Origin of the sequence: Coprococcus sp. RTP21204st1_G4_RTP21204_210225 (genome assembly GCF_040915385.1) — a bacterium.
Lineage (GTDB): Bacteria > Bacillota > Clostridia > Lachnospirales > Lachnospiraceae > Allocoprococcus > Allocoprococcus comes.
In genome coordinates, this window is record NZ_JBCPDP010000001.1 from 134,779 (window position 1) to 159,917 (window position 25,139).

General features: G+C 42.3%; 16 protein-coding genes and 1 pseudogene. 5 read left to right on the forward strand and 12 right to left on the reverse strand.

Features of this window, described 5'->3' with window-relative positions; all coding sequences use genetic code 11:
• Together AB5213_RS00695 and AB5213_RS00700 are read right to left on the reverse strand one after the other, a co-directional pair.
• Nucleotides 1-951 (reverse strand): ABC transporter permease, encoded by a 951-nt coding sequence (locus AB5213_RS00695; RefSeq protein WP_022220034.1) that lies wholly within the window; start codon nt 949-951, stop codon nt 1-3.
• 102 nt (nt 952-1,053) lie between these two features.
• Complete coding sequence (locus tag AB5213_RS00700; protein ID WP_055247479.1) at nt 1,054-2,214, reverse strand: sugar ABC transporter substrate-binding protein; 1,161 nt, start codon at nt 2,212-2,214, stop codon at nt 1,054-1,056.
• Between the two features lie 496 nt (nt 2,215-2,710).
• On the opposite strand from AB5213_RS00700, the gene AB5213_RS00705 reads away from it, so the two are divergent.
• The 3 genes from AB5213_RS00705 (at nt 2,711) to AB5213_RS00715 (ending at nt 6,314) form a co-directional block, all read left to right on the forward strand.
• Nucleotides 2,711-3,172, forward strand: a complete 462-nt coding sequence (locus tag AB5213_RS00705) for a MarR family winged helix-turn-helix transcriptional regulator (RefSeq protein ID WP_022220036.1) — start codon at nt 2,711-2,713, stop codon at nt 3,170-3,172.
• 3 nt (nt 3,173-3,175) lie between these two features.
• The gene (locus AB5213_RS00710; protein WP_368276207.1) at nt 3,176-4,507 is read left to right on the forward strand and encodes an MATE family efflux transporter; all 1,332 of its coding nucleotides are present in this window, start codon (nt 3,176-3,178) and stop codon (nt 4,505-4,507) included.
• Between the two features lie 208 nt (nt 4,508-4,715).
• On the forward strand, nt 4,716-6,314 hold the full coding sequence (locus AB5213_RS00715) for an aminotransferase class I/II-fold pyridoxal phosphate-dependent enzyme (protein WP_252198690.1): 1,599 nt from the start codon (nt 4,716-4,718) through the stop codon (nt 6,312-6,314).
• A gap of 258 nt (nt 6,315-6,572) precedes the next feature.
• Here the strand turns inward: AB5213_RS00715 and AB5213_RS00720 are convergent, their stop codons facing one another.
• The 3 genes from AB5213_RS00720 to AB5213_RS00730 all read right to left on the reverse strand — a co-directional run bounded on the left by AB5213_RS00720 (nt 6,573) and on the right by AB5213_RS00730 (nt 12,266).
• Nucleotides 6,573-8,057 (reverse strand): AAA family ATPase, encoded by a 1,485-nt coding sequence (locus AB5213_RS00720; RefSeq protein WP_173685266.1) that lies wholly within the window; start codon nt 8,055-8,057, stop codon nt 6,573-6,575.
• A gap of 283 nt (nt 8,058-8,340) precedes the next feature.
• Nucleotides 8,341-11,133: an AAA family ATPase gene (locus tag AB5213_RS00725; RefSeq protein WP_368276208.1), complete on the reverse strand. Its 2,793-nt coding sequence runs from the start codon at nt 11,131-11,133 to the stop codon at nt 8,341-8,343.
• Nucleotides 11,130-12,266 (reverse strand): exonuclease SbcCD subunit D, encoded by a 1,137-nt coding sequence (locus AB5213_RS00730; RefSeq protein ID WP_008373349.1) that lies wholly within the window; start codon nt 12,264-12,266, stop codon nt 11,130-11,132. Before AB5213_RS00730 ends, AB5213_RS00725 begins: the two co-directional genes overlap by 4 nt.
• A gap of 453 nt (nt 12,267-12,719) precedes the next feature.
• On the opposite strand from AB5213_RS00730, the gene AB5213_RS00735 reads away from it, so the two are divergent.
• Nucleotides 12,720-13,907: an MFS transporter gene (locus AB5213_RS00735; protein WP_368276209.1), complete on the forward strand. Its 1,188-nt coding sequence runs from the start codon at nt 12,720-12,722 to the stop codon at nt 13,905-13,907.
• A 37-nt stretch (nt 13,908-13,944) separates the two neighbouring features.
• Here AB5213_RS00735 and tnpA read toward each other — a convergent pair.
• The 3 genes and pseudogenes from tnpA to AB5213_RS00750 form a co-directional block, all read right to left on the reverse strand.
• Nucleotides 13,945-14,214: pseudogene (gene tnpA, locus AB5213_RS00740) on the reverse strand (IS200/IS605 family transposase); the annotation flags it as partial.
• Nucleotides 14,215-14,596: 382 nt separating this feature from the next.
• Nucleotides 14,597-15,382 carry a hypothetical protein gene (locus tag AB5213_RS00745; protein WP_008373342.1) on the reverse strand — a complete coding sequence of 262 codons (786 nt, stop codon included), beginning with the start codon at nt 15,380-15,382 and terminating at the stop codon, nt 14,597-14,599.
• Nucleotides 15,372-18,155 (reverse strand): translation factor GTPase family protein, encoded by a 2,784-nt coding sequence (locus AB5213_RS00750; protein WP_175305761.1) that lies wholly within the window; start codon nt 18,153-18,155, stop codon nt 15,372-15,374. The genes AB5213_RS00745 and AB5213_RS00750 overlap by 11 nt, the downstream gene beginning before the upstream one ends.
• Before the next feature lie 167 nt (nt 18,156-18,322).
• Between AB5213_RS00750 and AB5213_RS00755 the strand changes: the two genes are divergently transcribed.
• Complete coding sequence (locus AB5213_RS00755) at nt 18,323-19,978, forward strand: DUF885 family protein (protein WP_368276210.1); 1,656 nt, start codon at nt 18,323-18,325, stop codon at nt 19,976-19,978.
• A 365-nt stretch (nt 19,979-20,343) separates the two neighbouring features.
• Here AB5213_RS00755 and AB5213_RS00760 read toward each other — a convergent pair whose 3' ends face one another.
• The 4 genes from AB5213_RS00760 to AB5213_RS00775 form a co-directional block, all read right to left on the reverse strand.
• Nucleotides 20,344-20,961, reverse strand: coding sequence for a DUF4317 family protein (locus tag AB5213_RS00760; protein WP_195253493.1), 618 nt, complete (start codon nt 20,959-20,961; stop codon nt 20,344-20,346).
• A gap of 85 nt (nt 20,962-21,046) precedes the next feature.
• A complete protein-coding gene (locus tag AB5213_RS00765; protein ID WP_175306320.1) occupies nt 21,047-22,069 on the reverse strand; it encodes a DUF3878 family protein in 1,023 nt (340 codons plus the stop codon).
• A complete protein-coding gene (locus AB5213_RS00770; protein ID WP_368276211.1) occupies nt 22,070-23,098 on the reverse strand; it encodes a transglutaminase domain-containing protein in 1,029 nt (342 codons plus the stop codon).
• Between the two features lie 268 nt (nt 23,099-23,366).
• Nucleotides 23,367-25,118 carry a HAMP domain-containing protein gene (locus tag AB5213_RS00775; protein WP_173795272.1) on the reverse strand — a complete coding sequence of 584 codons (1,752 nt, stop codon included), beginning with the start codon at nt 25,116-25,118 and terminating at the stop codon, nt 23,367-23,369.
• Between the last annotated feature and the right edge of the window lie 21 nt (nt 25,119-25,139).

The following is a 25,139-nucleotide window of genomic DNA, read 5'->3' on the forward strand; positions in this document are numbered from 1 at the left end:
TTACTTGACGATTTCGCCCTTAGTAGCCTTTGTTGTCACAGTAATGATAATAAGCAGTGCAAGTCCTGTGATAACATCCTGAATTGCAGTCGGTGCTCCGAGAGCAATGAAACCGAAGAAAATGATGTTGATTACGAACTCACCGATGATGATTGCCGGAAGCGGCATTCCGTATTTCTTAAATGCAAGGCCGAAGAAACATCCCATGGTCGGAACGAAGTTTCGGCTCATAGATGCCATTCCGGTAACAGCTACCATAGATGAACCATAGCTGATTGTCAGGATTGCCATAACCCCAAGGAACGCACCACTTAAGATAAATGCAAGTACTTTATATTTATTTACGTTAATACCCATATTCTTTGCAACGAATTCATCACTTCCGATTGCATAGGTATAAGTTCCGATTTTAGTATAGTTTAAGAATATGTAAGCTACTACACAAGCCACTAATGCAAGAATAATATCCCATGGCATCTGACCAAATGCACGAATATTTGCCGGAAGCGTCTGCTCAACACCGCCTGCAATATAGTTTGCGATTGACTCATAAATAAGAGCCAGACCGGTTGTTACGATCATTGATGGAATACGAAGCTTTACATAGAAGATACCGTTCAGTATTCCAACGATTGCGCCTGTAAGAACGCATCCAATAATAAGTCCCAAATAGCCCATGTTGAATCTGGTTGCAAATACACATCCAACGATTGCGGAAAGCATGATGTTTGCACCAATTGAGAAATCGAACATTCCCATTACCATTACAAAATAAAAACCAACTGCACCTACGGTAGCAATCAGGCTCGCCTGAAAGTAATTGAGCATATTGGAAAAGGAACCGAAGTTATGTGGTGTCAAGATTTTAAAGATCAGCCAGGAAAGTACGACCAGACCGATTAAGATCAGATATCCCATCACTTTCCCTGAAAGTTTTTTACTAGTGCCCATATTATCTACCTCTTCATAATTGTCATTTCTGATTTAGAAAAGGTGGCATCGCCTTTGCGACGTCACCCTTTCCGAGTTAATAGTCGTTATTATTTGTCTATCCTAGTTACCTGCACGTGATGCTGCATCTTCAATAGATAACTTAGCAGCTGTTGCCTTTAAGTCTTCCATGCTGAGTTTAGACATATCAACCAGTTCTTCATCTGTGTATGGAAGCTGGTCTACAAAATATTTCTCATATGCTTTGTAGTCATCTGGTGATGATACATACAGATATGGGAATGGAACATCTTCGAATTTGCCACCGAAGTCTTTGTAGTTTCCTTTGATTGCATTGTAAACCATCATGAAGGAAATCAGCGGGTCACAGTAATGTCCGCCAGATTCACCAGCCATAGATCCATTTTCAAGTCTTTCTCCAAGGTCTGGGAGGAAGTCTGTAGAAACGATATCAATATCACTTGTCTTGCCTGCACGTTCAACTGCTGCGATTGCTCCCTGAAGTGGATCTCCACCACCACCAGCTGGGATCAGTGCATCAAGATCTGGATCTGCTGCCATTAAAGCTTCTGCTGCTTTTGATCCACCTTCTGAAGTTGTACCTGCATACTGTGGTTCAGAAAGAGTTGCCTTATCGTTCGGGTTTTCTTTATTCCATTTTTCAACGCCTGCTTTGTAACCTTCCCATCTTCCAAGCCATGTAGCATCTCCCTGCTCCCAGCCAATAAGACCGATGTTACGATCTCCTTTTTCAAGAAGGATGTTTACAAGTTCTTCACCGTTTGCCGGTTCATCTTCATGTACAGCTCCGATGTAGTAATCAGAATCTTTAGCTACCTGATAAATATCTGCGCTGTTCTTTTCACTGATTACACGGAAGAACTGTGCAAGATAAACTTTGTTGTCATTACATGTCTTGATAGCAGATGTCATTTCTGTATCAGATGAGTTACAGATGATGATTCCCTGGCATCCTGCTGCTGCAAGCTGTTCTACAGATGCTGTAACTTTTTCAGAAACATGTCCCTGGTCAACATACTGTACTTCGACATCAAGAGCTTTTGCTGCTTCATCAAGGATCTTCTTACACTGTGATCCAAGTACGTCTGTTGAAGACCAAATAGAAACACCAATTTTGATCTTGTCTGATTTTGAAGCACTCTTGTCAGAAGATCCACTTCCACTACCACCACATGCAGCAAGTCCGACTACCATTGTAGCTGCCATTGTAGCTGCTGTTACTTTTTTGAAAACTTTTTTCATATCTTCTCCTCCATCTCCGTTTTCTTGATGATTTGATTATATTATTTGAGTCTGTGCTTTTCAAGAAAATACAAGAAAGTTTTTGTTCAAAGTTGTATTTTAAACGTGTATTTTATCCATCAAAAATGTAATATTTTTATTCATTTTGTGCATTATGTCCTTATAGTGATCGTTTTTTTTCAGTGAAAACTAGATTTTTGTGCGTTATGTGTAAAATTTTCATGAGCTAACAATACAACTTTCATTTTCTCTATACTTGTATTGTAAATGTATACAAATCACATGATTACATACCTTTTTTCTTTTTTGATATTATACATACACAGCCTTAATCATTCCTTAAAAATTTATAGATTTTATGCATTATGCACAGCTTATTTCTTTTTATTATCCACTTGACATAAGTCAGAATTCAGACTACAATATACCAAGTACGATTTCGGACTTACTATCATCTGATTTCGAAATCTACATAATTATTTAAATGAGGTGAGCCATGAACACGGATTCTACTGTACTTATCAGCAAATATTTAAAAGAATACAATCACATATATAAAGAAGCAAATGACATCTATCACGAGATTGCCCGAAAACTTCAACTTTCGGACAGTGCGTTAGACATCTTCTATACAATTTTTGAAATAGGCGATAACTGCCTGCAGCGTGATATCTGCAAAGCTTCCTGCATGCCAAAGCAGACGGTTAATTCATCTATACGAAAACTGCAGACCGACGGTTATCTTACCCTCTCACCCGGAAAAGGACGAAGTATGCATATCCATCTTACAGCTTCCGGCAAGAAGCTTATTCAGGAAAAGCTGCTTCCTCTCATCCAGATTGAAAATGATACTTTAGCTTCTTTCAGTCCCGAAGAATGTGAACAGCTTCTGCGCCTGAATGCCAAATATAATCAGACCTTACGTTCTAGACTTTCTAACCTTGAGGAGGATCTATAAACTATGAAAATTCAATTATCCGAACACTTTACTTATAAAAAACTTCTGCAATTTGTGTTTCCTTCTATTATAATGATGATCTTCACATCCATTTACAGTGTGGTTGACGGACTTTTTGTCTCCAACTTTGTTGGAAAAAGCGCTTTTGCAGCGGTTAATCTGATCATGCCTTTTCTGATGGGCATCAGCGCTCTCGGTTTCATGATCGGAACCGGTGGTAGTGCCATTGTTGCAAAGACGCTTGGTGAAGGAAAGATCGAAAATGCCAATGAGTATTTTTCCATGCTCGTCTATATCACTGCTATCGGAGGAATCATTATCGCAATCCTGAGTATGTTCCTTGTAAAACCGGTTGCCATTTTATTCGGTGCAAGCGGTACTCTTCTTGACAACTGCATTTTATATGGACGCATTCTTTGCATTTCGCTGCCTGCTTTTATGCTGCAGAATGTATTTCAGAGCTTTTTTGTAACTGCCGAAAAGCCACATCTTGGACTTCGCGTGATCGTGATCGCCGGTGTGACCAATATGGTTCTCGACTTTTTATTTGTAGCTGTACTCCACCTCGGACTTCCCGGTGCCGAGTTTGCGACTGTATGTGGAGAGTTTATCGGAGGGCTTTTCCCGTTATTCTACTTTGGACGGAAAAATTCCAGCTTATTAAAGCTTGGAAAAACACATTTTCATGACAGAATCTTATTAAAGACCTGTACCAATGGCTCGTCCGAGCTTATGACCAATCTTTCCAGCTCTGTTGTAAATGCTCTTTATAATATGCAGCTCATGAAATTTGCCGGTGAAGACGGCGTTGCAGCTTACGGAACGATCATGTATGTCAATTTTATCTTTGTTTCGATCTTCTTTGGTTATGCGATTGGAAGTGCCCCGATCGTCAGCTATCACTACGGTGCCAACAATCAGGATGAACTAAAGAATCTTTTCCACAAGAGTATCCGGCTGATTGGAACCTGGGCTGTTTCCTTATTTATCATCGCGCAGCTCATCGCAACACCACTCGCCACATTGTTTGTCGGTTATGACCAGGGGCTTTTTGAACTGACACGCAGTGGGTTCCGTCTGTACAGCTTTACGTTCCTGATCAACGGGTTCAATATTTATGGCTCTGCATTTTTTACCGCATTGAACAACGGTCTGCTCTCTGCGCTGATCTCGTTTCTCAGAACACTGGTCTTCCAGATGGCAGTGGTTCTGCTACTTCCACTGCTTCTCGGTATCAACGGAGTCTGGTGCTCGGTTGCAATTGCTGAACTTTTAACTTTATGCGTTACCGGAACTTTTATCGTCCTGAAACGTAATACTTATCATTATTTGTGAACTACTCGGCAACTAAGTTACCAGAGCATCTGAATTTTGGCTGGATACCGCCTTTTTTCAGGGTGCCGTTGCTAGAATCAAACTTTTTGAACCAAAAATATTATTTGTTATTGAACCAAATCATTCGAAGTGCTATAATCAATTTAAGTTTTGAACTTCGCTGTTTTATTCTTAAATTGAACTTTTTAGTTTGAAAGGAGATTCTCAAATGACAACTTTCTCAGATAGACTTAAAGAGGCGATGTATGCACAGAACCTGAAACAGATTGATCTGGTTCATATCGCCTCAGAAAATAATGTAAAATTAGGTAAAAGCCATGTAAGCCAGTACGTGAGCGGAAAAACTGTTCCGAGAAATGATATCCTCCATTTTCTGGCAGATACGCTTCACGTAGATGCCGATTGGCTGCTCGGTGACAGTCAGGAAAACTTTACTGCTCGGGAAAACAACTCCGTTCCCCCAAAAGCTCCGTCTACCACTAAGACTTCTGGTTCTGTCGGAACTTCAAACTCTTCAAAAAGGGGAACTACACCGATGAAAAAGACAATAACCGACAAAAATGATAACGATAATGCAGGAAGTTCTGCCATGCATATATTCAAAAAATCATCCAAACTCGATAATGTATTATACGATGTCCGTGGACCGGTTGTTGAAGAAGCTGCCCGTATGGAAGAACGCGGTACCCATGTACTGAAGCTCAATATCGGTAATCCGGCTCCGTTCGGCTTCCGTACACCGGATGAAGTTATCTATGATATGAGTCAGCAGCTTTCTGACTGCGAAGGATATTCTCCTTCTCAGGGACTTTTCTCTGCACGTAAAGCAATCATGCAGTATTCCCAGATCAAAAAGCTGCCAAATGTCACGATCAGTGACATTTACACCGGAAATGGTGTCAGCGAACTGATCAATCTGTGTATGTCAGCTCTTCTTGACAACGGAGATGAAATCCTGATTCCGTCACCAGACTATCCTCTGTGGACCGCCTGTGCCACACTTGCCGGCGGAAAGGCTGTTCACTATATCTGCGATGAACAGTCTGACTGGTATCCTGACATCGAAGATATGCGCCGTAAGATCACAGACCGTACCAAAGCTCTTGTAATCATCAATCCGAACAACCCGACCGGAGCACTTTATCCGAAAGAGGTGCTGCAGAAGATTGTTGATCTCGCAAGGGAACATCACCTGATCATTTTCTCAGATGAGATTTATGACCGCCTTGTTATGGACGGAAAAGAACATATTTCCATTGCTTCACTGGCACCGGATCTGTTCTGCGTCACCTTCAGCGGTCTTTCCAAATCCCATATGATCGCCGGATTCCGTATTGGCTGGATGGTTCTCAGCGGAAATAAAGCAATCGCAAAAGATTATATCGAAGGAATCAAGATGCTTTCCAATATGCGTCTCTGCTCCAATGTTCCGGCACAGTCTGTCGTTCAGACCGCTCTCTGGGGCAATCAGAGCGTCAACGACTACCTCGTTCCGGGCGGACGTATTTACGAACAGCGCGAATATATTTACAAGGCACTGACTGACATTCCGGGAATCACTGCCGTCAAACCGCAGGCTGCATTTTATATGTTCCCGAAGATCGATGTAAAGAAGTTCAACATTGTAAATGATGAAAAATTTGCACTGGATCTGCTGCAGGATAAGAAGATCCTGATCGTACAGGGAAGTGGATTTAACTGGAAACAGCCGGATCATTTCCGGGTAGTATATCTGCCACGAATTGAAGTTCTGAAAGAAGCTGTGGGAAAAATTTCTGATTTCCTGAGTTATTATAGACAGGGGTAGAATGATAAGCACCGCCGGAAAAGAAAAATAGGGTACGGGTTCCGTTGCACTGGGCATTCCGATGAGCTCCCGAAACCGTCAATTGTGTCAGCAATGGCTTCCACAATTGACTGGATCTCATCTCCATAGTGCAAAGTCACCCGTACCCTATTTTTCTTTTCCGACTCCTTCTGCAATTTTACTGCATCTATAAATATTAACAGAAATAGAATCTTTTGACCCTGGTATCATCATTTACATTTTCATATTTTAATTTTCTTATGAAAGCAATGCTCTCACTGCTTCTCCGTCAAACACAACTTCTTTTACATGATTTACCTCGATCTGGTACAGTGCATTTGCCGCAATATGTTCGGCTGCCTGCTCCAAATCACGGATTCCTGATGTATTGGAATAAAGTTCAATTATCACATCAAGACCTTCATCTGTCACCGTACACTCGTCCTGACGAAGGCTCATTCTCTTCAGGATCTTCGGAAGTGCAAATCTGGAGAAGATGATCTTCTTCTCTGCCGGTGTATAATCCGGGATATCGATAACTGCAAAACGGGACATGATCGGTGCACTGATCTGATCTTTTTCATTGGCAGTTGCAATCGGATATACGCCAACTGTCGGAACGTTACACTCAATATAGTTATCCGTAAATCCAAGGTTATCAAGGAGTGTCAAAAGTACATCCGCCGGATTCCCATTTCCTTTTCCGGATGCTGCTTTATCCAGCTCATTGATGATGAATACCAGGTTGGATTCTCCGGCTGCCGCAAATGCTTCCATAATAATTCCCGGTTTCGCATTGGCGTATACACGGGAACTTCCTGTAAGCTGTTCCGGATCGTTAATGGAACTCATATCCAGAGTTGTCCACGGAAGCTTCAGGATACGTGCAATTGCATAAGCGATCTGCGATTTACCGGTTCCGGCCGGTCCGATCAGAAGGATTCCATACGCCGGAAGAGTGTGCGTTCTGTTGATCTGGATGATCGTTTCGATGATTCTCTGTTTGACACGTTCCATTCCGTAAAGCTCTTCATCCAGGATTCTTCTTGCCTCATCCGGATCAATGGATTCAAAATAATTGCTCTTCCACTGAATATTCATCATGATTGAAAGAGCTCTCTGCGCATGTCTTCTTTCTTCCGGTGACACTTCGTGTGATCTTGCAACAGCAAGGTTTCTTCTTGCCCACAGACGGATATTGTCCGGAAGGGTTCTTCCTGCACAGTTCATAAAATCGGTGATACTCTGCAGGCTTGTCAGCTTCATGCTGTCGCCGTCCTCTTCCATTTCCTCATCCACTGCTTCTTCTGTCGGCGCACTGCTTGCGAAAAGACGCTCGATCATGAACTGCAGGAAACCATCTTCAGCTGAAAGCTTGGTTGCCCCACCGAATGCGATCTCCCGGATCTTGTATACTGCATAGCCGTCTGCACGGTTTTCACCGGAAAGGCGGACATTGATGTGATTCTCGCCCAGCCATTTGATCAGGCTTACAAATCTCGCATCGATCTGGAGAATGTCCGCACTTACAGTTCCATCTTCCTCGTCAAATTCAAAGGATGTCTTCTTAATCGGGTTGGTGAAAACACCACAGGAATGATGCTTCCATTTCCGGTTGCTGTTATCCAGAACCAGCATCGGTTTCTCCGCTGTCGCTTCTGTCTCATTCGAGCGGAATGTTGTATAAGTACATTCCTGGGTCTTTTTTTCATCTGGTGTGTGTTTAAAATCAAAAACTGGCATGATTTTTACTCCTTTTTCCTTTTATATTCGCTCTTTTCAAATTGTATATTCTTGCACATTTTATGAATAGTCTGTACCTATCTTAACACACTTGTTGCATATCTGAAAGTCAAAACCATTTCTTCATAGTATTTTTATTCATTTAGATTTTTATTTTCCTTCTGCTCCAGTCCTGCAAAAAACAGCTCATAAAAATCATCTTCTCCTTCCAGTTTCGGTGAATTTTCCCCACCTCCATTGATGCTCCGCTTCATCTCAGCATGAAATTCTTCTCCGGCACAGATCAGTCAATCTTAAGTTCCACTCTGCTTCCGCCTGCTTTTTCCTTTGTCACCACAATCTGTTTCTCAATCCTTGCTTTTAATTCCTGTACATGGGAAATGATTCCCACCAGACGGTTGCCTTCCGTAAGACCGTTCAGTGCTTTCATCGCCTGTTCCAGTGACTCTTCATCCAGTGAACCAAATCCTTCATCGACAAACATAGTATCCAGCTGGATTCCGCCTGCCGATGCCTGGATCTCATCAGAAAGTCCGAGTGCCAGCGAAAGAGAAGCTTTAAAGGATTCCCCGCCGGAAAGCGTCTTCACGCTTCGCTCAGAACCATTGTAGTGATCGATTACGTTCAGTTCCAGACCACTCTGACTCTTCCGGTCATCCGTATCAGTCTGGCGTTTCAGCTCATATTGTCCTCCACTCATCACCATAAACCGCGTATTTGCACGGGCAATGATCCGGTCAAAATAATTGGTCTGGATGTAGGTCTCAAACTTGATCTTTTCTTTGGATCCGCCTTTGATCTTTCCATTTACCGTATCGGAAATTTCACGCACCTGTGTCCAGTTCCGCTCAAGCTCAAGAAGTTTCGCACTCTGCTTGTCAATCGCATTCCTGATTTTCAGATTGTTCTCATAACGGATCCTGATCTCTTCCATCTGTTTTTGAAGCTCTTTTTTCGCACCTGATACTTCCTGTCGTGCCTGCACAAGCTCTTCCATATCGGTTTCTTTATTACCTGCAATCTGCTTCTCCAGCGTTTTCTTCTTCGTCTTTGCCGCTTCTACCGACTGACTGCAGTCCTGGAATGCCTTCTGGGCAGCATTCAGATTCTTATCGATCTCTTTTTTCTGCTTATCCAGCTCTTTGATCTTCTGTTCTGCTTCTGCTTTCTCCGGAAATTCCAGTTTGCCACGCACCTTCACAGCCTGCTCTTCTGCATTTGCTTTATCTCTCTCAGACACAAGGAGCTGATCCTTTCGCTCCTGTTCTTCCTCCTGAAGCTTTTTCTGCATCTGCTCCAGTTCCGGGATCTCAGCTTCCAGCTTCTGCTTTTCTGCCACTGCTTCTTTAGCTACTTCCAGCTTTTTCTGTAATTCCTTTTCTGACTTTTCGAGGGCATCCATCTGTTGACCGATCAACGCCAGCGATTTTTCAATCTCTTCTTCCTGTATGCTGCTGTCAAAGCTTTTCACACTCTTTTGGATTTCTTCTTCCAGCGCTTTTAACTGGACCAGCTTTTCATTTGCCTTAAAGCTTGCATCATTCGTCTTTTTCTCCACATCGGCAGTCTCTTTCCGGTATTTTTCAAGCTCTTCTTTCTCCGGTGCACCCTCCGTCATCTGTGCCGGACATGGATGGTGGACCGATCCGCACACCGGGCACGGCGCTCCCGTTTTTAGAACCTTTGCAAGAATCCCCGCCTGCTCATCCAGAAATGCCCTCTCCATCCAGGCAAGCTGTGTCTTTCGCTCTGTACATTCCTCCTGCATGACAAGGTATGCTTTCTGCGCCTCTTTCACACTTTTCTTCTGTCTTTGGTATCTTTTATATTGAATAAGAATGTCTTCTGCCGTTTCTTTTCTTACTGAAACCTCTTTTTGTTCTGCTGTAACTTTCAGAACTTTAATTTCCGCATCCTTCAGTTGTTCCAGTAAATTCCTTTTCTGTTCCAGCTGCGCCTGCATCTGCGCTTTCTTTTCCTGATACTGGCTTTCCCGGCCCTTTAATATCTCAATCTGTTTTTCAAGCTCTTTAATCTGCTTCTGAAGTTTTTTTAATTCGTCATACTCTGCAAGCTTTTCCTGCCTCTTTCCGATCTCTTCTGTTAACTGCTCTCTTTCCGGCACTTTTTCCTGTTCTTTCTTCAGTGCCATTTCCAGTTCTTCCAGCGTTGGTGTCTTCTCTGCTATCGTCTGCTCCGCTTTTTCCAGTTCCTTTTTTGCACGGATCACTGCCTCTGCCTTTCCGATTCTCTGGTTCAGCTCTTCCAGATCTTTCTCGATCTTCGTTAAATTCTTCTTCTTTTCTTTCACCGAATCTGCATCCTGATTTGTCAGAGTTTCCAAAAGTTCCAGAACCTTGTCCGCATGAACCACCGCTTTGCTCTCACGGATCTTTTTCACATCCGCAGCAAGCACGTCATCCTCATCACAGCTGATATCCTTCATGTACTGCAAAATGCTTTTGCTGACATCCTCATACTGTTCCTGCAGTCTGCCGCTTGCATTTTTCATTTTCTCCTGAAACGCAAGATACGGTCTGGTATGGAAAATTTCCCGGAAAATTTTGCTCCGCTCCTCAGTTTTTGAAAACAGAAGCTTCATAAAATCTCCCTGCGCCAGCATTGCAATCTGAGTAAATTGTCCGCGGTCGAGCCCGATCAGTTCTGTCACTGCTTTCGTGACCTCTTTTGCCTTTGTGACCGGAAGCCTGTCATCCGGAAATTCCAGTACCGCATCCGCTCTTTGCAGCGTCATGCCCTCGCCCCTGTCCTTTGGACGCATGTACTCCGGATTTCTCCGGATATGGTAGTTCTGCCCCTGATAGAAGAACTCCAATTCCACAAAAGTCGGCGTCTTCGGATCCGCATATTTACTCCGAAGCATCCCCGGCTCTCTTTCATTTCCACTCGCTTCCCCGTAAAGTGCAAATGCGATTGCATCAAAAATTGTGGTCTTTCCGGCACCGGTATCGCCGGTTATCAGATAAAGCCCCCGCTCACCAAGTTCATCCAGAATGATCTCTGTCTCTTTTGCATACGGTCCGAATGCAGAAATCGTAAGTTTTATCGGTCTCATCTCTCATCCTCCCATATTTCTTCCATCATTCCTCTGGCAATCTCTTCCTGTTCATCCGTCATGGGCTGGTTGTTCTGAAGCTCATAGAACTCTCTTAAAAGCTCCATCGGGGATTTCTCCTCTACTTCCGCCGTTCCTCTCACTGTCCCTGCCGCTCTCGTCCGCAGATTGTCATAAGACAGCTTCATGATATTCGGATAAATGCATCGTAGCTTCCCGATCGCATCCGGGATATCCTCTTCATCAGTCAGCGTAATGTGAAAATAATCGTCCGTGTTCATATCCTTGTAAAAATCCAGCGCAGTCACTTCCATATACGTGCCTCTGACTTCCCGCATATCATGTTTCGGCAAAAATGGAATCTGCTGAATATTTATTTTGCCTTTTTCTTCTACATCAACGATGACTGCTGCTTTTTTGTGATTGGTTTCAGAAAAAGAATATTTGAGCGGCGTTCCCGAATACCGCACTGTCTCTTTCCCGATCTTCTGCGGGCCATGGAGATGTCCAAGCGCCACATAATCAAATCCGTCAAAGACAGATGCGTCCACATCATCCACACCGCCTACAGACAGTTCTTCTGAATCACATCTTGCCGCACCGGTCACGAACTGATGCGCAAGCAGGATATTTCGTTTGTCTGTGTCGATCTCCATATGCTGCACTGCCGCATTTACAGCATCCTGATAGGTGATGATTTCTTCCTCCGGATACACTCTTTTTACCAAAGACGGCTTCACAAATGGAAGCATGTAAATATTGATCTCACCGTACCGGTCACTTATCGTTACCGGTTCTACATCCGACTCAAATACCGGTGAAAGATAGATCTGTCTGCTGCTCATCAATCTTGAACCGAAAGCAATTCTTTCTGCAGAATCATGGTTTCCACTGATCAGAAACACCGGCAGCTCCCTCGCGGCGATCCTTGTCAGGAAATCATCCAGAAGCCTCACCGCCTCTGCGGACGGAATCACCTTGTCGTAAATGTCGCCCGCGATCAGAACCGCTTCCACCTTCTGCTCATCGATAATGTTCAGTATCTCTTTTAAAATATATGCCTGATCCTCCAGCATGGAAAATTCATTCACACGCTTGCCGAGGTGCAGGTCCGATAAATGAAGAAATCGCATGGTTTTCTTCCTCCATAAATGCCTGATTAAAGAATAATCTCTTCTATTTCACAGGTATGTTCTTTCGTTGCTTTTTTGTAATTAATTCCTACAAGGTAATATCCAGATAAATCACATCGTAATGATTGAGATATTTTTCAAAAGTTGCATCCTCCAGTATCATCCAACGCTGTCCTTTTTTACTGCACCATATATTTGTCCGCTTTTGCACAGCGCATTTACCTGACGTTTTGAAAGATTCCATTTATCTGCTGCCTGTAGAGATGTTATATATTCCATTGAATCCATCCTTTCTGACTTAATTTCTGTTATTCCAATTATAACCGGGAAGTGGGAAGTAAGCAACGCTCGCTTCCCACTTCTCTATATATTTCTTTCTTTATAAATTCACGCATGATATACTAAAGAATAACTGTATTTCATTCACAAATATTATCACAAAAAGGTACACTCATGAAACCATTTTATAAAAGCAAAAACTTACTTTTTTACACACTATATACGGTACTAACTTCCATCGCCCTGACCCGCGGAATTTTTCTGCTGTTTTTAACCCACAAAGGTTTAAGCGTTTCCGAAGTGGCACTTTATTCCATTGTGTTAAATATTTCCATCACCATTTTTGAAATACCTACCGGCTATTTTGGTGATAAATTCGGAAAACGTAACTCCCTGATGCTCGGATGCTTTTTACTCGCACTTCATTCATTTACAATGATAATCTCCAAAAAACCGGTTGCTTTTATGATTCTAGCAGGATTGGAAGGATTTGCCTACACATTTGTCACCGGTAGTAACAGTGCATTATTATATGATATTTTAAAAAGAGAGCATACTGAAAATGACTATTTGAAAATAAATTTAAAAGTTCTTTCACTTGAATCACTGACAATTGGTATTTCAATCTTTATCGGTGGAGAACTGGCTGCATATTCATGGAATCTTGTTTATGGTATTCAGATAATTACCATGCTCTTTGCAATTGTATTTTTAAAAAATATTGATGAACCGGAACATAATTCCAAAACAGTTCATCTCAAAACCGATTTCAAAAAATACAGACCTGGAACAATCTTATGCTTTTTCATCCTCATTTCCAGCATAACAGATGGTATATTTTGCGGATATTATAATATGAATCAATTGTTTTTAGATCGAATTCACATTACTGTTGCAACAATTGGACTTTTCTTTTCCGCATCGTATTTTATCAATTCAGCAGCCTACCTGTTAGTTGGATTTATTTTGAAAATATTAAACCGGAAACAGATATTTATATATGGTTTATTCATACAGGGATTTCTGTTTCTGCTATTGATGCGCATGAAAAATCCTTCTGTTTTCCTGATTTTTACAATTATTGCCTGTTTTATACCGGAAATACTTTTTGCTGTTTCTGACAGTATTATCCAGGATTATATAGACTCCAAATATCGTGCCACTATCTTATCCGTTGTTTCTATGCTGCGCACTTGCAGCACTGCTTTGTGCTATGGAATTATGGGAAAGGTATTTGATCAGATTTCTCTTGGATTTTTCTTTTTGGGACTTGCTGCTATTACACTGATTTTCGCAGGGTTGTCAACTGTTGCCTGTTTTATACTAAATGATTCAATTTTTCATTCTGAAAAAAATATTTAATCAGAACCACCGGCTTAGCCAGTGGTTTGTTCACGCCCTATAAGGGCTTTTTCCCGACGCTGGAGTCTAAAGACTCATCGAAATGGTTCTCCAGCCGCAACGTCATCTGGTCATATTCATAATCTTCTTTTAATTGATTTTGAATATATTCCTGTATTTTCTTCGCATTTTTTCCTACTGTATCTACATAATATCCTCGACACCAGAAATGTCTGTTCCCAAATTTATATTTCAAATTTGCATGTCTTTCGAAGATCATTAACGTACTCTTCCCCTTTAGATACCCTACAAAACTTGATACACTTATGTATCACAGGAGGTTTTTCTGTAAGCTAAAGCAATGCTGACTCACCTTGCAGGTGGTTTTTTTGTTTTCAAAGTTCCGTTTTTCGGATCAACGAAAAACTCCACAATGAAAACAGGCACTTGGCCTAACAAAAAAGCATAACCGCAATTTTCTGCAGCTATGCCTCTTTGCATTTGACCTTTCTGTTCTTATATACTTTGAAATGTAATTTCCCAGTATATAAAACAAACGGAACATAACTTTTTGTTATGCCCCGTCGCGTTTAATATGGGTGTAATTATAATTAGACAATTTTTATTTGTCAAACAAATTTTACAATACTTTATTTCCTTTTGTTTTAAACGTCTTTTGCTTTCTATTTTTAATTTTTACAAGAGATCCTTTATTTTTTATCCGGTTCTTCTTCTCTGAGTTCTTTCATCTTTCTGAAATACGAACTCATCTCATCTGCCATTCCCGAAAGCCTGTTCAGCAGTCCGGAAAACTCCGTCAGCATCTCATCATCCTTGTAATACGGATACACAATATCATGGTCAATCTCGCTCCATCCTTCTTCAAAAAGCGTTCTGCCCTGGATTTCCAGATAGTATCCGTGATACTTGATGATATAATGCAGTGAACGGTAATACCCGCCTGTCCGCACTTCAATCTGCGTACTGTCATAAATCCTTGTATCCCCGGAACGCTTATATACTTTTGGACGTTCTGCGATATAGCAGTGCTCCGGATCCTCATCAAAATCCCGCAGCCTGTCCTCTATATAATTGTTCGGATCATTTTCAAACATCGAAGTGATGAACTTATGAAAATGGATCCAGTCCTCCCGGTAAAGGAAGAAAACCCTGATACCAATCAAATCTGTGATGTATTTGTGGTAATTCGATTTGTTGATATGTTCAAATTTTGCATAATTTTCTTTCCGCTTCCGGATGATCTTTTCCAGAAGGTGCATTGGATTCTTGGTTCTGTAACGGTAGGAATGGATCCCTGCCCGCTCAATATCATAAATATATTCATCTACAAATTCTTTTCCCAGATGACGGAACAATTTCGTTTTTGACATATAATCTTCATAGATCTCTGTCAGCTCCTCCCAGGAAATCCGGGCAGCCGTAAGGTCATCCTCTGTCAGATTACAGGTTTTCAGAAATTCCTCTTTATTGATCATTTGCTTTCTCACCCAATTCTTTCCGGCCCATGCGGACCTCTTCCATATGACCGGCAAGCTCTCTGTCCATATGATCGAACAGATAATTTTTCGCACTCTCTTTGTGAAGCTCCCATTCTTCCTGAATCTGCCGGTTCACGATCTTCACCTCTTCCAGGAACTCCCGGGAAGATATGATCGTACCTCCCTGTCCCTGTGTGATCACCTGTTCCACACCATCTGATGTAACTACCGTCACATGATACTTTCTTCCGACTTCATGTACTACCTTTTCAATGTACATATCCGCCGTCTCAGCTTCTTTTGTATACACAACATGAATGTTGTGGTATTTGAAGATTTCCATTGCTTCGCCTTCAACCTTGTAGGCATCAAATACCAGGATCAGAGGATAGTTCTTGAACCCCTGATAATTGCAAAGCACATCCATCAGTTTATTTCTTGCTGCTTCAATATTCTCTTTTGCCAGTTCTTTCAGATCATCCCATGCGAAAATAACATTATAACCATCTACCAGCAAATATTCCTGTACGCCTTCTTCATCTTTCTTTGCTTTTGGCGTTTTCCCTGCAGTCACAGTCTTTGGAAGACGATCGGCTTTTCGCTCTACCCGTCCGTAAGTCCGGATAAAAATCTCTTCCAGTTCCCTGTCTTCTCTGGCATTACGTGCATAATGCCTGCCGCCTCTGGCTGCTGCTTCAGCTGATCCGCTTTTCTCCTTGCGTAAATTTACCGGTACAGTCTCATCCAGACTTTTTTCTGTCTCTCCTGCCAGCCTTTTCCGCTCTTCCAGGATCTTCGGAAGCTGTGCCTCAATATGCATATGTTCCGGCACTTCCTGCCACGGTACATTATATCCCGCTCCATGAGCACAGAATACAGAGCCCGTCGGATTCTCCACATCCCTCTCCGGATCGTAACCAATCGCCTCTACAACCTCGTCCTGGTTATGGCATGGAAAATATCCCTTCAGCGTACAGAACAGTTTCCCTCTTCCTCTGCTGTATGTGGTTACTTCTCTCTGATAATCCTGCATTTCAGACACCGGTGCACTTCCGGTGACCACAGCCATATCATCTTCCGTCTCCGGTCCGTCAAATTCTCCATTCATCCGCTGAATATCCGTAAGTGCACGGCCTGTCATCTCTGACGGAATTTCCAGACGAAATGCATAATACGGTTCAAGCAGTACATTCTCTGCCTGCATCAGTCCCTGGCGGATCGCACGGTACACAGCCTGGCGGAAATCTCCGCCCTCTGTATGCTTCAAATGTGCACGTCCACTGGCAAGTGTGATCTTCACATCAGTAAGCACCGATCCCGTCAGAACGCCCCGATGCTCTCTTTCCAGCACATGCGTCAGGATCAGTCGCTGCCAGTTCTTGTCCAGCACATCCTCACTGCAGATCGTATCGATCGAGATTCCACTTCCCGGCTCTCCCGGTTCCAGTATCAGATGCACTTCCGCATAATGACGCAGCGGCTCAAAATGCCCTACTCCTTCAACTGTATTTTTAATCGTTTCTTTGTAAACAATATTCCCGCTTCCAAAGGAAATATCCACGTCAAACCGTTCTTTTATAAGGCTTTGCAGAATCTCCGTCTGCACTTCGCCCATCAGCTGGACCTGGATCTCTCCTGCCTCTTCATTCCAGACTACACGGAGCATCGGATCTTCTTCCTCCAGTTGTCTGAAATTCTGCAGCATCCGGTGTACATCACAGCCTTCCGGCAGCTCCACCCGATAATTCAGAACCGGCTCCAGTACCGGTGCCGAAGAACCTTGCTGCATCCCAAGCCCCTGTCCCGGATAAGTCCGGGTAAGTCCTGTCACAGCACAGATACAGCCTTTTTCTGCTTCCTGCACCATCTCGTACTTGTCCCCGGAATAAATCCGGATCTGGTTAACTTTCTCCTGCATAGGCTCTTCCTCTGCCATATATTCCAGGATCTCTTTGACCTTCAGTACTCCGTTTGTGATCTTCACATGTGTCAGACGGCTGCCCTGTGAATCTCTGGATATCTTATATACCTTCGCTCCAAATGCTTCTTCAGCATGCGTCCCGCTTACCGGTCCGTCCATGTATTTTCCCAGTCCGTCCAGTAATTCCTGCACACCTTCCAGCTTCAGTGCCGAACCGAAATAGCATGGAAATACCTTTCGTTCCCGGATCAGCGTCTGAATCTGGCTCGCCGTGATCTCTCCATTTTCCAGATAGCTTTCCATTACCGTCTCGTCGCACATAGACAGCTCTTCCAGAAATTCTTCACCCGCTTCTGCAAAATCCATACACTCTCCGCTGAGCTTCCGCTTTAATTCAGTAAGTCTGTCCTGTCTGTCCGTACCGTCCTGATCCATCTTATTTATAAAAATAAAGGTCGGAACCTGATACCTTGCAAGAAGATTCCACAGGGTTCGTGTATGTCCCTGCACACCATCCGCTCCGCTGACAACCAGGATTGCATAATCAAGAACCTGCAAGGTACGCTCCATTTCTGCTGAAAAGTCCACATGCCCCGGTGTATCAAGAAGAGTCACCTGCTTGTCTCCAAGCACAAAATTCGCCTGCTTGGAAAAAATGGTAATCCCCCGGCTTCTCTCCAGTGTATACGTGTCCAGAAACGCATCTCCATGGTCAACTCTTCCAAGCTTCCTGATCTGACCGGTAAGATAAAGGATTCCTTCCGAAAGTGTCGTCTTTCCGGCATCCACATGCGCCAGGATCCCGACAGATATATATTGTTTTGGCTTATTTTCAGATGTTGCTGCCATCGAAAAAATGCCCCTTTCTGCTCATAATAATCTCTTGATTATCATATCACAGAAAGGGGCATAAGTCGACACGCGAATCTTTTTATCTGTCCTGCTTTTCATTTGACATTTTCTGCGGTAAGATACAATCAGAACAAATTTCTAAAAAAGGAGAGTGCCATTTACTCATGAAAAATACTGACTTAACCAATACTTACCGCGAACTTGACAGAGAACTTGCCATTTTGCATGACCAACTCGAAAGCCACCGTTCTTTTGAAAATATCCTTTTTCTCCCGACTCCCGAAAAGATCAGGTCGGTCCGCGAAAAATGGAACGATTTAAAAACACAGGTTGAAAACCTGGATGCACCGGACAATGTCTATCGTCTGGTGAAGCATCATCTGAATGACTTCCTGGATTCTCTTAAATTTACTATCGAAGAAAAAGAACACAATCCGGAAGCACCTCTCCTGGATTTTGTCTATTATCTTCAGGAAATTGCTCGCTGTGACAGGCGTTCTAATGAAGTACGTCTCGATGTCCTGACCAGAAAATTACAGGCATTTCATGAAAATCAGGATTTGATCCTTAATCTGATCCACACACAATACGGAGAAAATGAAGCTTCCCTTTCTTCTGCCTTTGCCCTCGCAAGGCTGGATATGCAGCGCGACCAGAAACTGTTAAATGAATATTTCCCGGATTTCACAGAAGAACAGATTGCATCTTTATCACAGTCCTTCCGGATTTTTATCGATCAGCTTCAGGAAATGGCAGATTTACTCGTTTCTGACTGCCAGTCTGACTCTGAAGAATTGTTAAAGGATGATCTCTCAAAGACCATCAAGATGGATCCGGAAGCTTACCGCAGCCTTCTGAAAAACCGTCTTGGTGTATCTCTCGACGAACTGCTTGCATGGCATAAAGAAGAAATTGAAAAGACCCGTGCTGAAGTATTCGAAATCGCCTCCAAATTAGAGCTTCCGGAAGGAACTCCGAAGACAATGAAAGAAGTCAGCGATGTGCTTTTCCGCTATGCCGGTCCTTGTGACAGTGCCGAGGAAATGTATACACGTGCCAGAAATTATCTGAAACGTACCCGTGCTGTCGCTCATGAATATGTACGTCTTCCGGAAGATGAAACCTGTCTGTGCGTTCCTCTTCCGCCTTGCTATAAGGATTCTTACCCTTGGGGCGGTTATGAGGGTGGTGATTTCCGTGTCAAACCGCTCCGCGGCCAGATGTTCCTGAATCAGTATAATTATCAGAACATTACCGATGGCTGGATCAAGATGAATACCATGCACGAAACTTATCCGGGACACCATGTCCAGTTTATCCGTGCAGCGATCGATCCGACACCGGAAACTGTAAAAATAGGAGCAAAAAGTGTACCTCTGGAAGAGGGAACCTGTATTCGGACTGAACGCGCATTTACCTTTATCTTTGCAGAAGACCCGTTCTTCCCTCTGTTCGTTGCATTCCGCCGTCATCATGCCTCTGTCCGTATCCTGGTTGATCTGCAGCTGTATTATTTTGGAGTGACACTGGAGGATGCTGTAAAAATCTACGAAGAAGAGCTTGGCTTTGACCGCGTAACTGCCCGCGCCCAGGTACAGGCACACCAGAATGCGCCGGGATATTTCACCTGCTATTATTATGGAATGAAGAAAATCTGCGACTGGGAAAAAGAGTATGGATATACGAAATGGGATTATACGGAACTGCTGTTCTCAGCCGGGCGGATCAGTATGGAAAGCCTGGAGATACTGGTTAAGATGACCAAAGAAGAGCAGGGACGTTTCTTTACGGAGTTCCGGAGCTTGCTGATGGATGAATAAGGTAGGTTTTAAGGTGTTGGAGGGGGACGAAAAAACGGATAAATAAATGAATCGGGTATGCTTCCCACGCACTGGGCATTCCGATGAGCCTCTGAAAGCGTATATTGTGTCAGCAATGGCTTCCACAATATACTGAGTCTCATCTCCATAGTGCTCAAGGGAATCTGACCCGATTCATTTATTTATCCGTTTTTTCTGGTACTCCTGCAACTTGAAAATTTTCCCTTATGGAACATCAGCTCGCTGCGCATGGCTAATGGTGATTTGTTTGTCTAGGGTTTTAACCATATTCATAAATTTGAGTATAATGATTTGTTTTAGTTTTTAAAAATTTGTATCTTTAAAATATTTCCAACAACACATTATTATAAAGATATAAGTCTACCAAGTTCTTCACGTTTCTTTTCAGTTATGCCATAGATATTTATGTGGTTCAGGTCACCGCTGCGGTCTGTAAAGGCGGGGAAGAGGAAGCCGGATGTTGGGGATCCGGGTTCGTATTCGCCGACAAGAGGACAGATGGCGCAGATGAGGTAAGGAAACATCTCTTCGGATTCTCCGAGGCGTTCTTTATCGGTGGCTTTGGCTGGGATATCGTAGTTATCATGGAAAACATAGATCGCGTAAGGGGTGGTGATCCGGATGTTTTCCATGATGATATCATAAAGAGTATCCATCAGGGCATCGTTTTTGAGTTCACAGTCTCTGAGCGCCATCAAAAGCTGCCACATACTTCCGGCTTTCTGATTTTCCGGCTGGATCTCGTATTTTTTCAGTTTTGTGTTTGTCTCTGCAAATGGAATCGTTTTGGCGATTGCGAGATTTTTTGTTTTTTCTGACGCAGAGAGTTTGAGGAAGTTAATGTTAAAGCTTCCGTCAAAATCTCCGTCTGCATCTACATAACAGCCTGCTATTCTTGTGAATGATGTTCTTGCAGGCGTCATCCGCCGCGTCAATTCCAGCATATCTTCTCGGTTGATCATTTGTATTTGTTCCTCTCTTTGAATATCAATTGAGTCTCACTCCGTTGACCTGTTTCTATTTTCTAAGTTCTCATATCATCCATTGCTAAAATTCTTCTATTTCAGCAACACGGTTCCCCTGTTTTTCTTTCCAAATCATCAGGTACACTTTGAAATCTACCGAATCTCTTGCCGCAGCAAATGGCTCCTCACGTACAAGTGTAACTTTCTGTCCGTTTGACTCCAGCTCTGCTTTTCTTTTTTCGGCTTTTTTCAAAATGTTCTGATATTTCTGATTAAATTTCTCCCCAAAATCCCTCCGTGGATAATTTTCCGCTTCTTTGGCAAGTTTTTTATTTAGCAAGTCTACAACCGCCGCATGTTTCTCCCGCTGTAATAATCGGGCAATCCATCTGCTCATTCTTTTTCCATGATATCTCCGGTATCTTTGCAGCCACCACAACAGACTTTTATCCCCTGCTTCTTTAACGAGCTCTTCCATCACAACCATTGCCTCTTCGGTCGGATTCCACGGATCTTCCATCGGGACAATATATTTTGCCGGAACTGCCGGATAACAGGTATAGTTCAGCGGAGGAAAATGTACCAGTTTTGCAAGTTTCCGTTCTGTATCACTTGTTGCCTTTTCTCCAAGATATTCACATTTATCACTCAGAATCGCCAGACGGTATTCCAGAATCCGCAGATACTCATACCCTTTCACCCAGAAATGTCCCACATCTCCGTAATTATAGAGATTCATCTCCAGCGAAAGATCCTGGAAGAAAATAGTCACAACCGTTTCGCCCTGATATACGACAAGTACATATTCTCCATCCTCCTGGCTTAAAGTTGCGTCCAGCTCTCCTTCATAATCTTTCTGATAATGTCCGGTCATTCTTGCACCAGAGAATACCAGAAAGCTTTCCACTGCATCATTCATCAGATACACCAGACGCATTTCATCCTGGTTTTCCACATCTTTGTCTGGAAACAGAAGTTCAAACTGATCCTGACCGAGTAACTGGGCAAGCTTCTGGAAGGCCTCCGGAATTTCTTCATATGCACTTTCTGTATCCATGAACGCTTCCTCTGCTGACATATTTTCCTGTATTTCCAGTTCACTCATCTATTCCTTTTCTCCTTCATTTGCCTCTTCCATATCCACACAGGCAAGTCCTCTGTCCTCCACATAACTGACACGGATCACTGCCTGCGACCAGTTTAGGCTGATCCTGGCAGCCTTCTGCTTCTCTTCTCCGGCTTTCCGGAGCAGATCCAAAAGTTTCTCCAAAACTTCTCTTGTCAGATAGCCGCCTCTCCACTGAAAGGTCAATGTCCTGCCCTTCTTAGCCGCCTGCAGCGACCGTTTATGGACATCTTCTTCTTTTGTAAAGGAAAGTTTCTTCTCCCGATAATAAAAATGATCCCCATTCGTACAGACCGGTGCCGGTGCGATCAGCGGTTCATGATCCCGGAAAATCTTCTTGTCGTCCAGATTGAAATAATCATAGCGGATCTCCTGTCCTGCCGCACTGTGTTTACCAAGCGTATTGTCAAAAGTTGCATCCAGATGATAATATGTACCACCAATTTTTACGATATTCCAAGTATGACGGTACTTGATCCCTTTTTCCGGATTGTTACCACAGACTGCGATCATGCACCAGATTCCAAGCGCATCACAGAGTACTTTCACAGATTTTGCAATCCCTTCACATACGCCAACTCCATGTCCAAGTGGACCGATGATCTCATGGGAATACGCCTTTTTCAGCTTATCATAAGTCACATTATCACAGATAAAATCATGAATATATTTCTCCTTTTCCCATTCAGACAAATCTTTTGCCGCCCGCGCAAGTTTTTCTACTCTGGAGGACATTGCCCTCTGATGCTCTCGGATTTTATTTTTGTCAAACAGATACTCCGGTACAAAGATCAGATTCGGAGAGTCCTGATAGTATTTATACTTATATCCTGTCATCCAGAAAATCTCCGGATGATCCAGCCGAAGCCTGAAAAAGACATCATAAAGCTCCGCACTTTCTATGCGCGGTATCTGAAATTCATCCGCAAGTGCATTTGCTCCCTGCATGATTACATGGTATGCTGCCTGCTGCTGTTTCGTCATTTTGGTATAATAGAATGGTTCCATGAAAGTCCTCCTGCGCAATGTTTCGATTCTCCTATTATACATTTTTTCACGAAAACACGAAATGTTTTTCCTTGCTTTTTAACGAAAAACAGAAATGTTTTACGCTAGTTTTTAACGAAAATAGAAAATGTTTATACCCGTTTCTTAACGAAATCACAAAATGTTGGCCCTTTTCCGCTTCTTTCAGACACATAAATTCCCTTCATTACTTATATAAAAAGGCTCCATATAACAGTTTTTACTGCTACATAGAACCTCTTCCATTCTTTTATTTCTCAGTTTCACTTGATACAATTGCCGGAATCCGGATCGTAACGATCGTACCTTCGCCCTCTTTTGACCATATCTGAAATCTGTATTTATTTTCATAAATATAGTCCAGTCTTTCTTTAATATTTTTTATACCGATATGTTCTCCTCTTTCCATACTTGACAGTTTACGCTGCGGTTTGCTTAATTCATCTAGTTTGTCCTGAGACATCCCTGCACCATTATCTTTTACAATAATCTCAACTTCATCTTCTTCCATTCTGATACGAATCGTAATGCATCCGTCTATTACTTCGCCTTCTTCATCCGTATTACATAGAATTCCATGAAAGAACGCATTCTCTACAAGTGGCTGCAAAATATTTTTTGCAATCAGATATGGCTCAACCCCCGCTTCGATATCAATAACACTTTTAAATATTCCTGTATATCGATATTTCTGAATCAGTAAATATTCTCTCACTACTTTAATTTCCTGCTCTACTGTATCATAAACATTATCCACCTCTATACGTAGTCTGTCCCTTAAAATCTGAATCATAGCTTTATTCACTGCAATCACATCTTCATTCCGGTTTTTCTGTGCCAGATATGTAATCATATTCATGGTATTATAAATAAAATGCGGATCCACCTGCGAAATCATCAAACCATACTTCAGTTGCTGCTCTCTCTTTTCCTGTTCGACCATTTCAACAATATTTTCCTGCAAACGTTTTGCCATAACATTAAACGAAGCGCCTACTTCTCCTATTTCATCTGTTGAATTCACCTCGATTCGTGCATCCAGATTTCCTTCTGCTATTTCATTCATTTGTTTTGATACATCCGTAAGCGGACCGGTAAAATGATTTACAATCGGAATCATAACTAACACAATTCCAAGCCCAAAACATAAAATCAGTATTTCTACCAGAAAAATCAGCGAACGGTTATTGTCCAGAATATCTTTTCTGCTCTGCCTGCAAATAATCTTCCACCCATCTTCTTCTGAAAAACGTACTGTAGTAATCCCATCTTCCTGCTGCCAATAACCTTCCTTATAGCTTTTTCCATACTTCATGTTTTTCAGAGTTGCGTTTACATCTATTTGTGTTTCCTTAACACTTGGCTGTAAAATCTGATTATTTTTATCAAGAAACAGATAATCGTTACTGTAATCTTTCATCTGGTTTGCAATATAGTACAACTGGTCAAAAGATGCTATAACAGTAAGATTGCCTTTCTGCCCATGATATATATATTCCATCGTATATCCATAAACCATGTTAAATATATTTCCAAATGCTGTATCTGATTCCCCGTCATAAGCAAAAGGATTCAAAAAACTTGTCTTTTTCCCTTTTAAATCTAATTCTTTTATTTCACTACAAATATGTTCTTTTACTTTATTCGAAAATCCTACTGTTGAAAAATCATATATTTCATCCGCCTTTTGGACATCCAGATAAATCCCGATGATTCCATATGACTGAATTTTATTTTTTACACCAAGCTGGGATAAAAAAAGACTTATTTTCGCATTATTTGCTTCATTCGGCTCCGACATATATTGATCTATTTTCTGAATAAGTTCTGGTTCTTCTGCCACAATCTTTGTAAATCTTACCAGTTCTTCAAAATTCTGATCTAACTGAGACATGATCTGCTCATTCAGAATCATAGTATCCTCTCTGTCTTTCACACTGATATTTCTATATACCAGTTCCGGTAATGCCGTGAGCAATATTCCCATAATTACTAAAAACACACATAATTGTGCTATAACCAA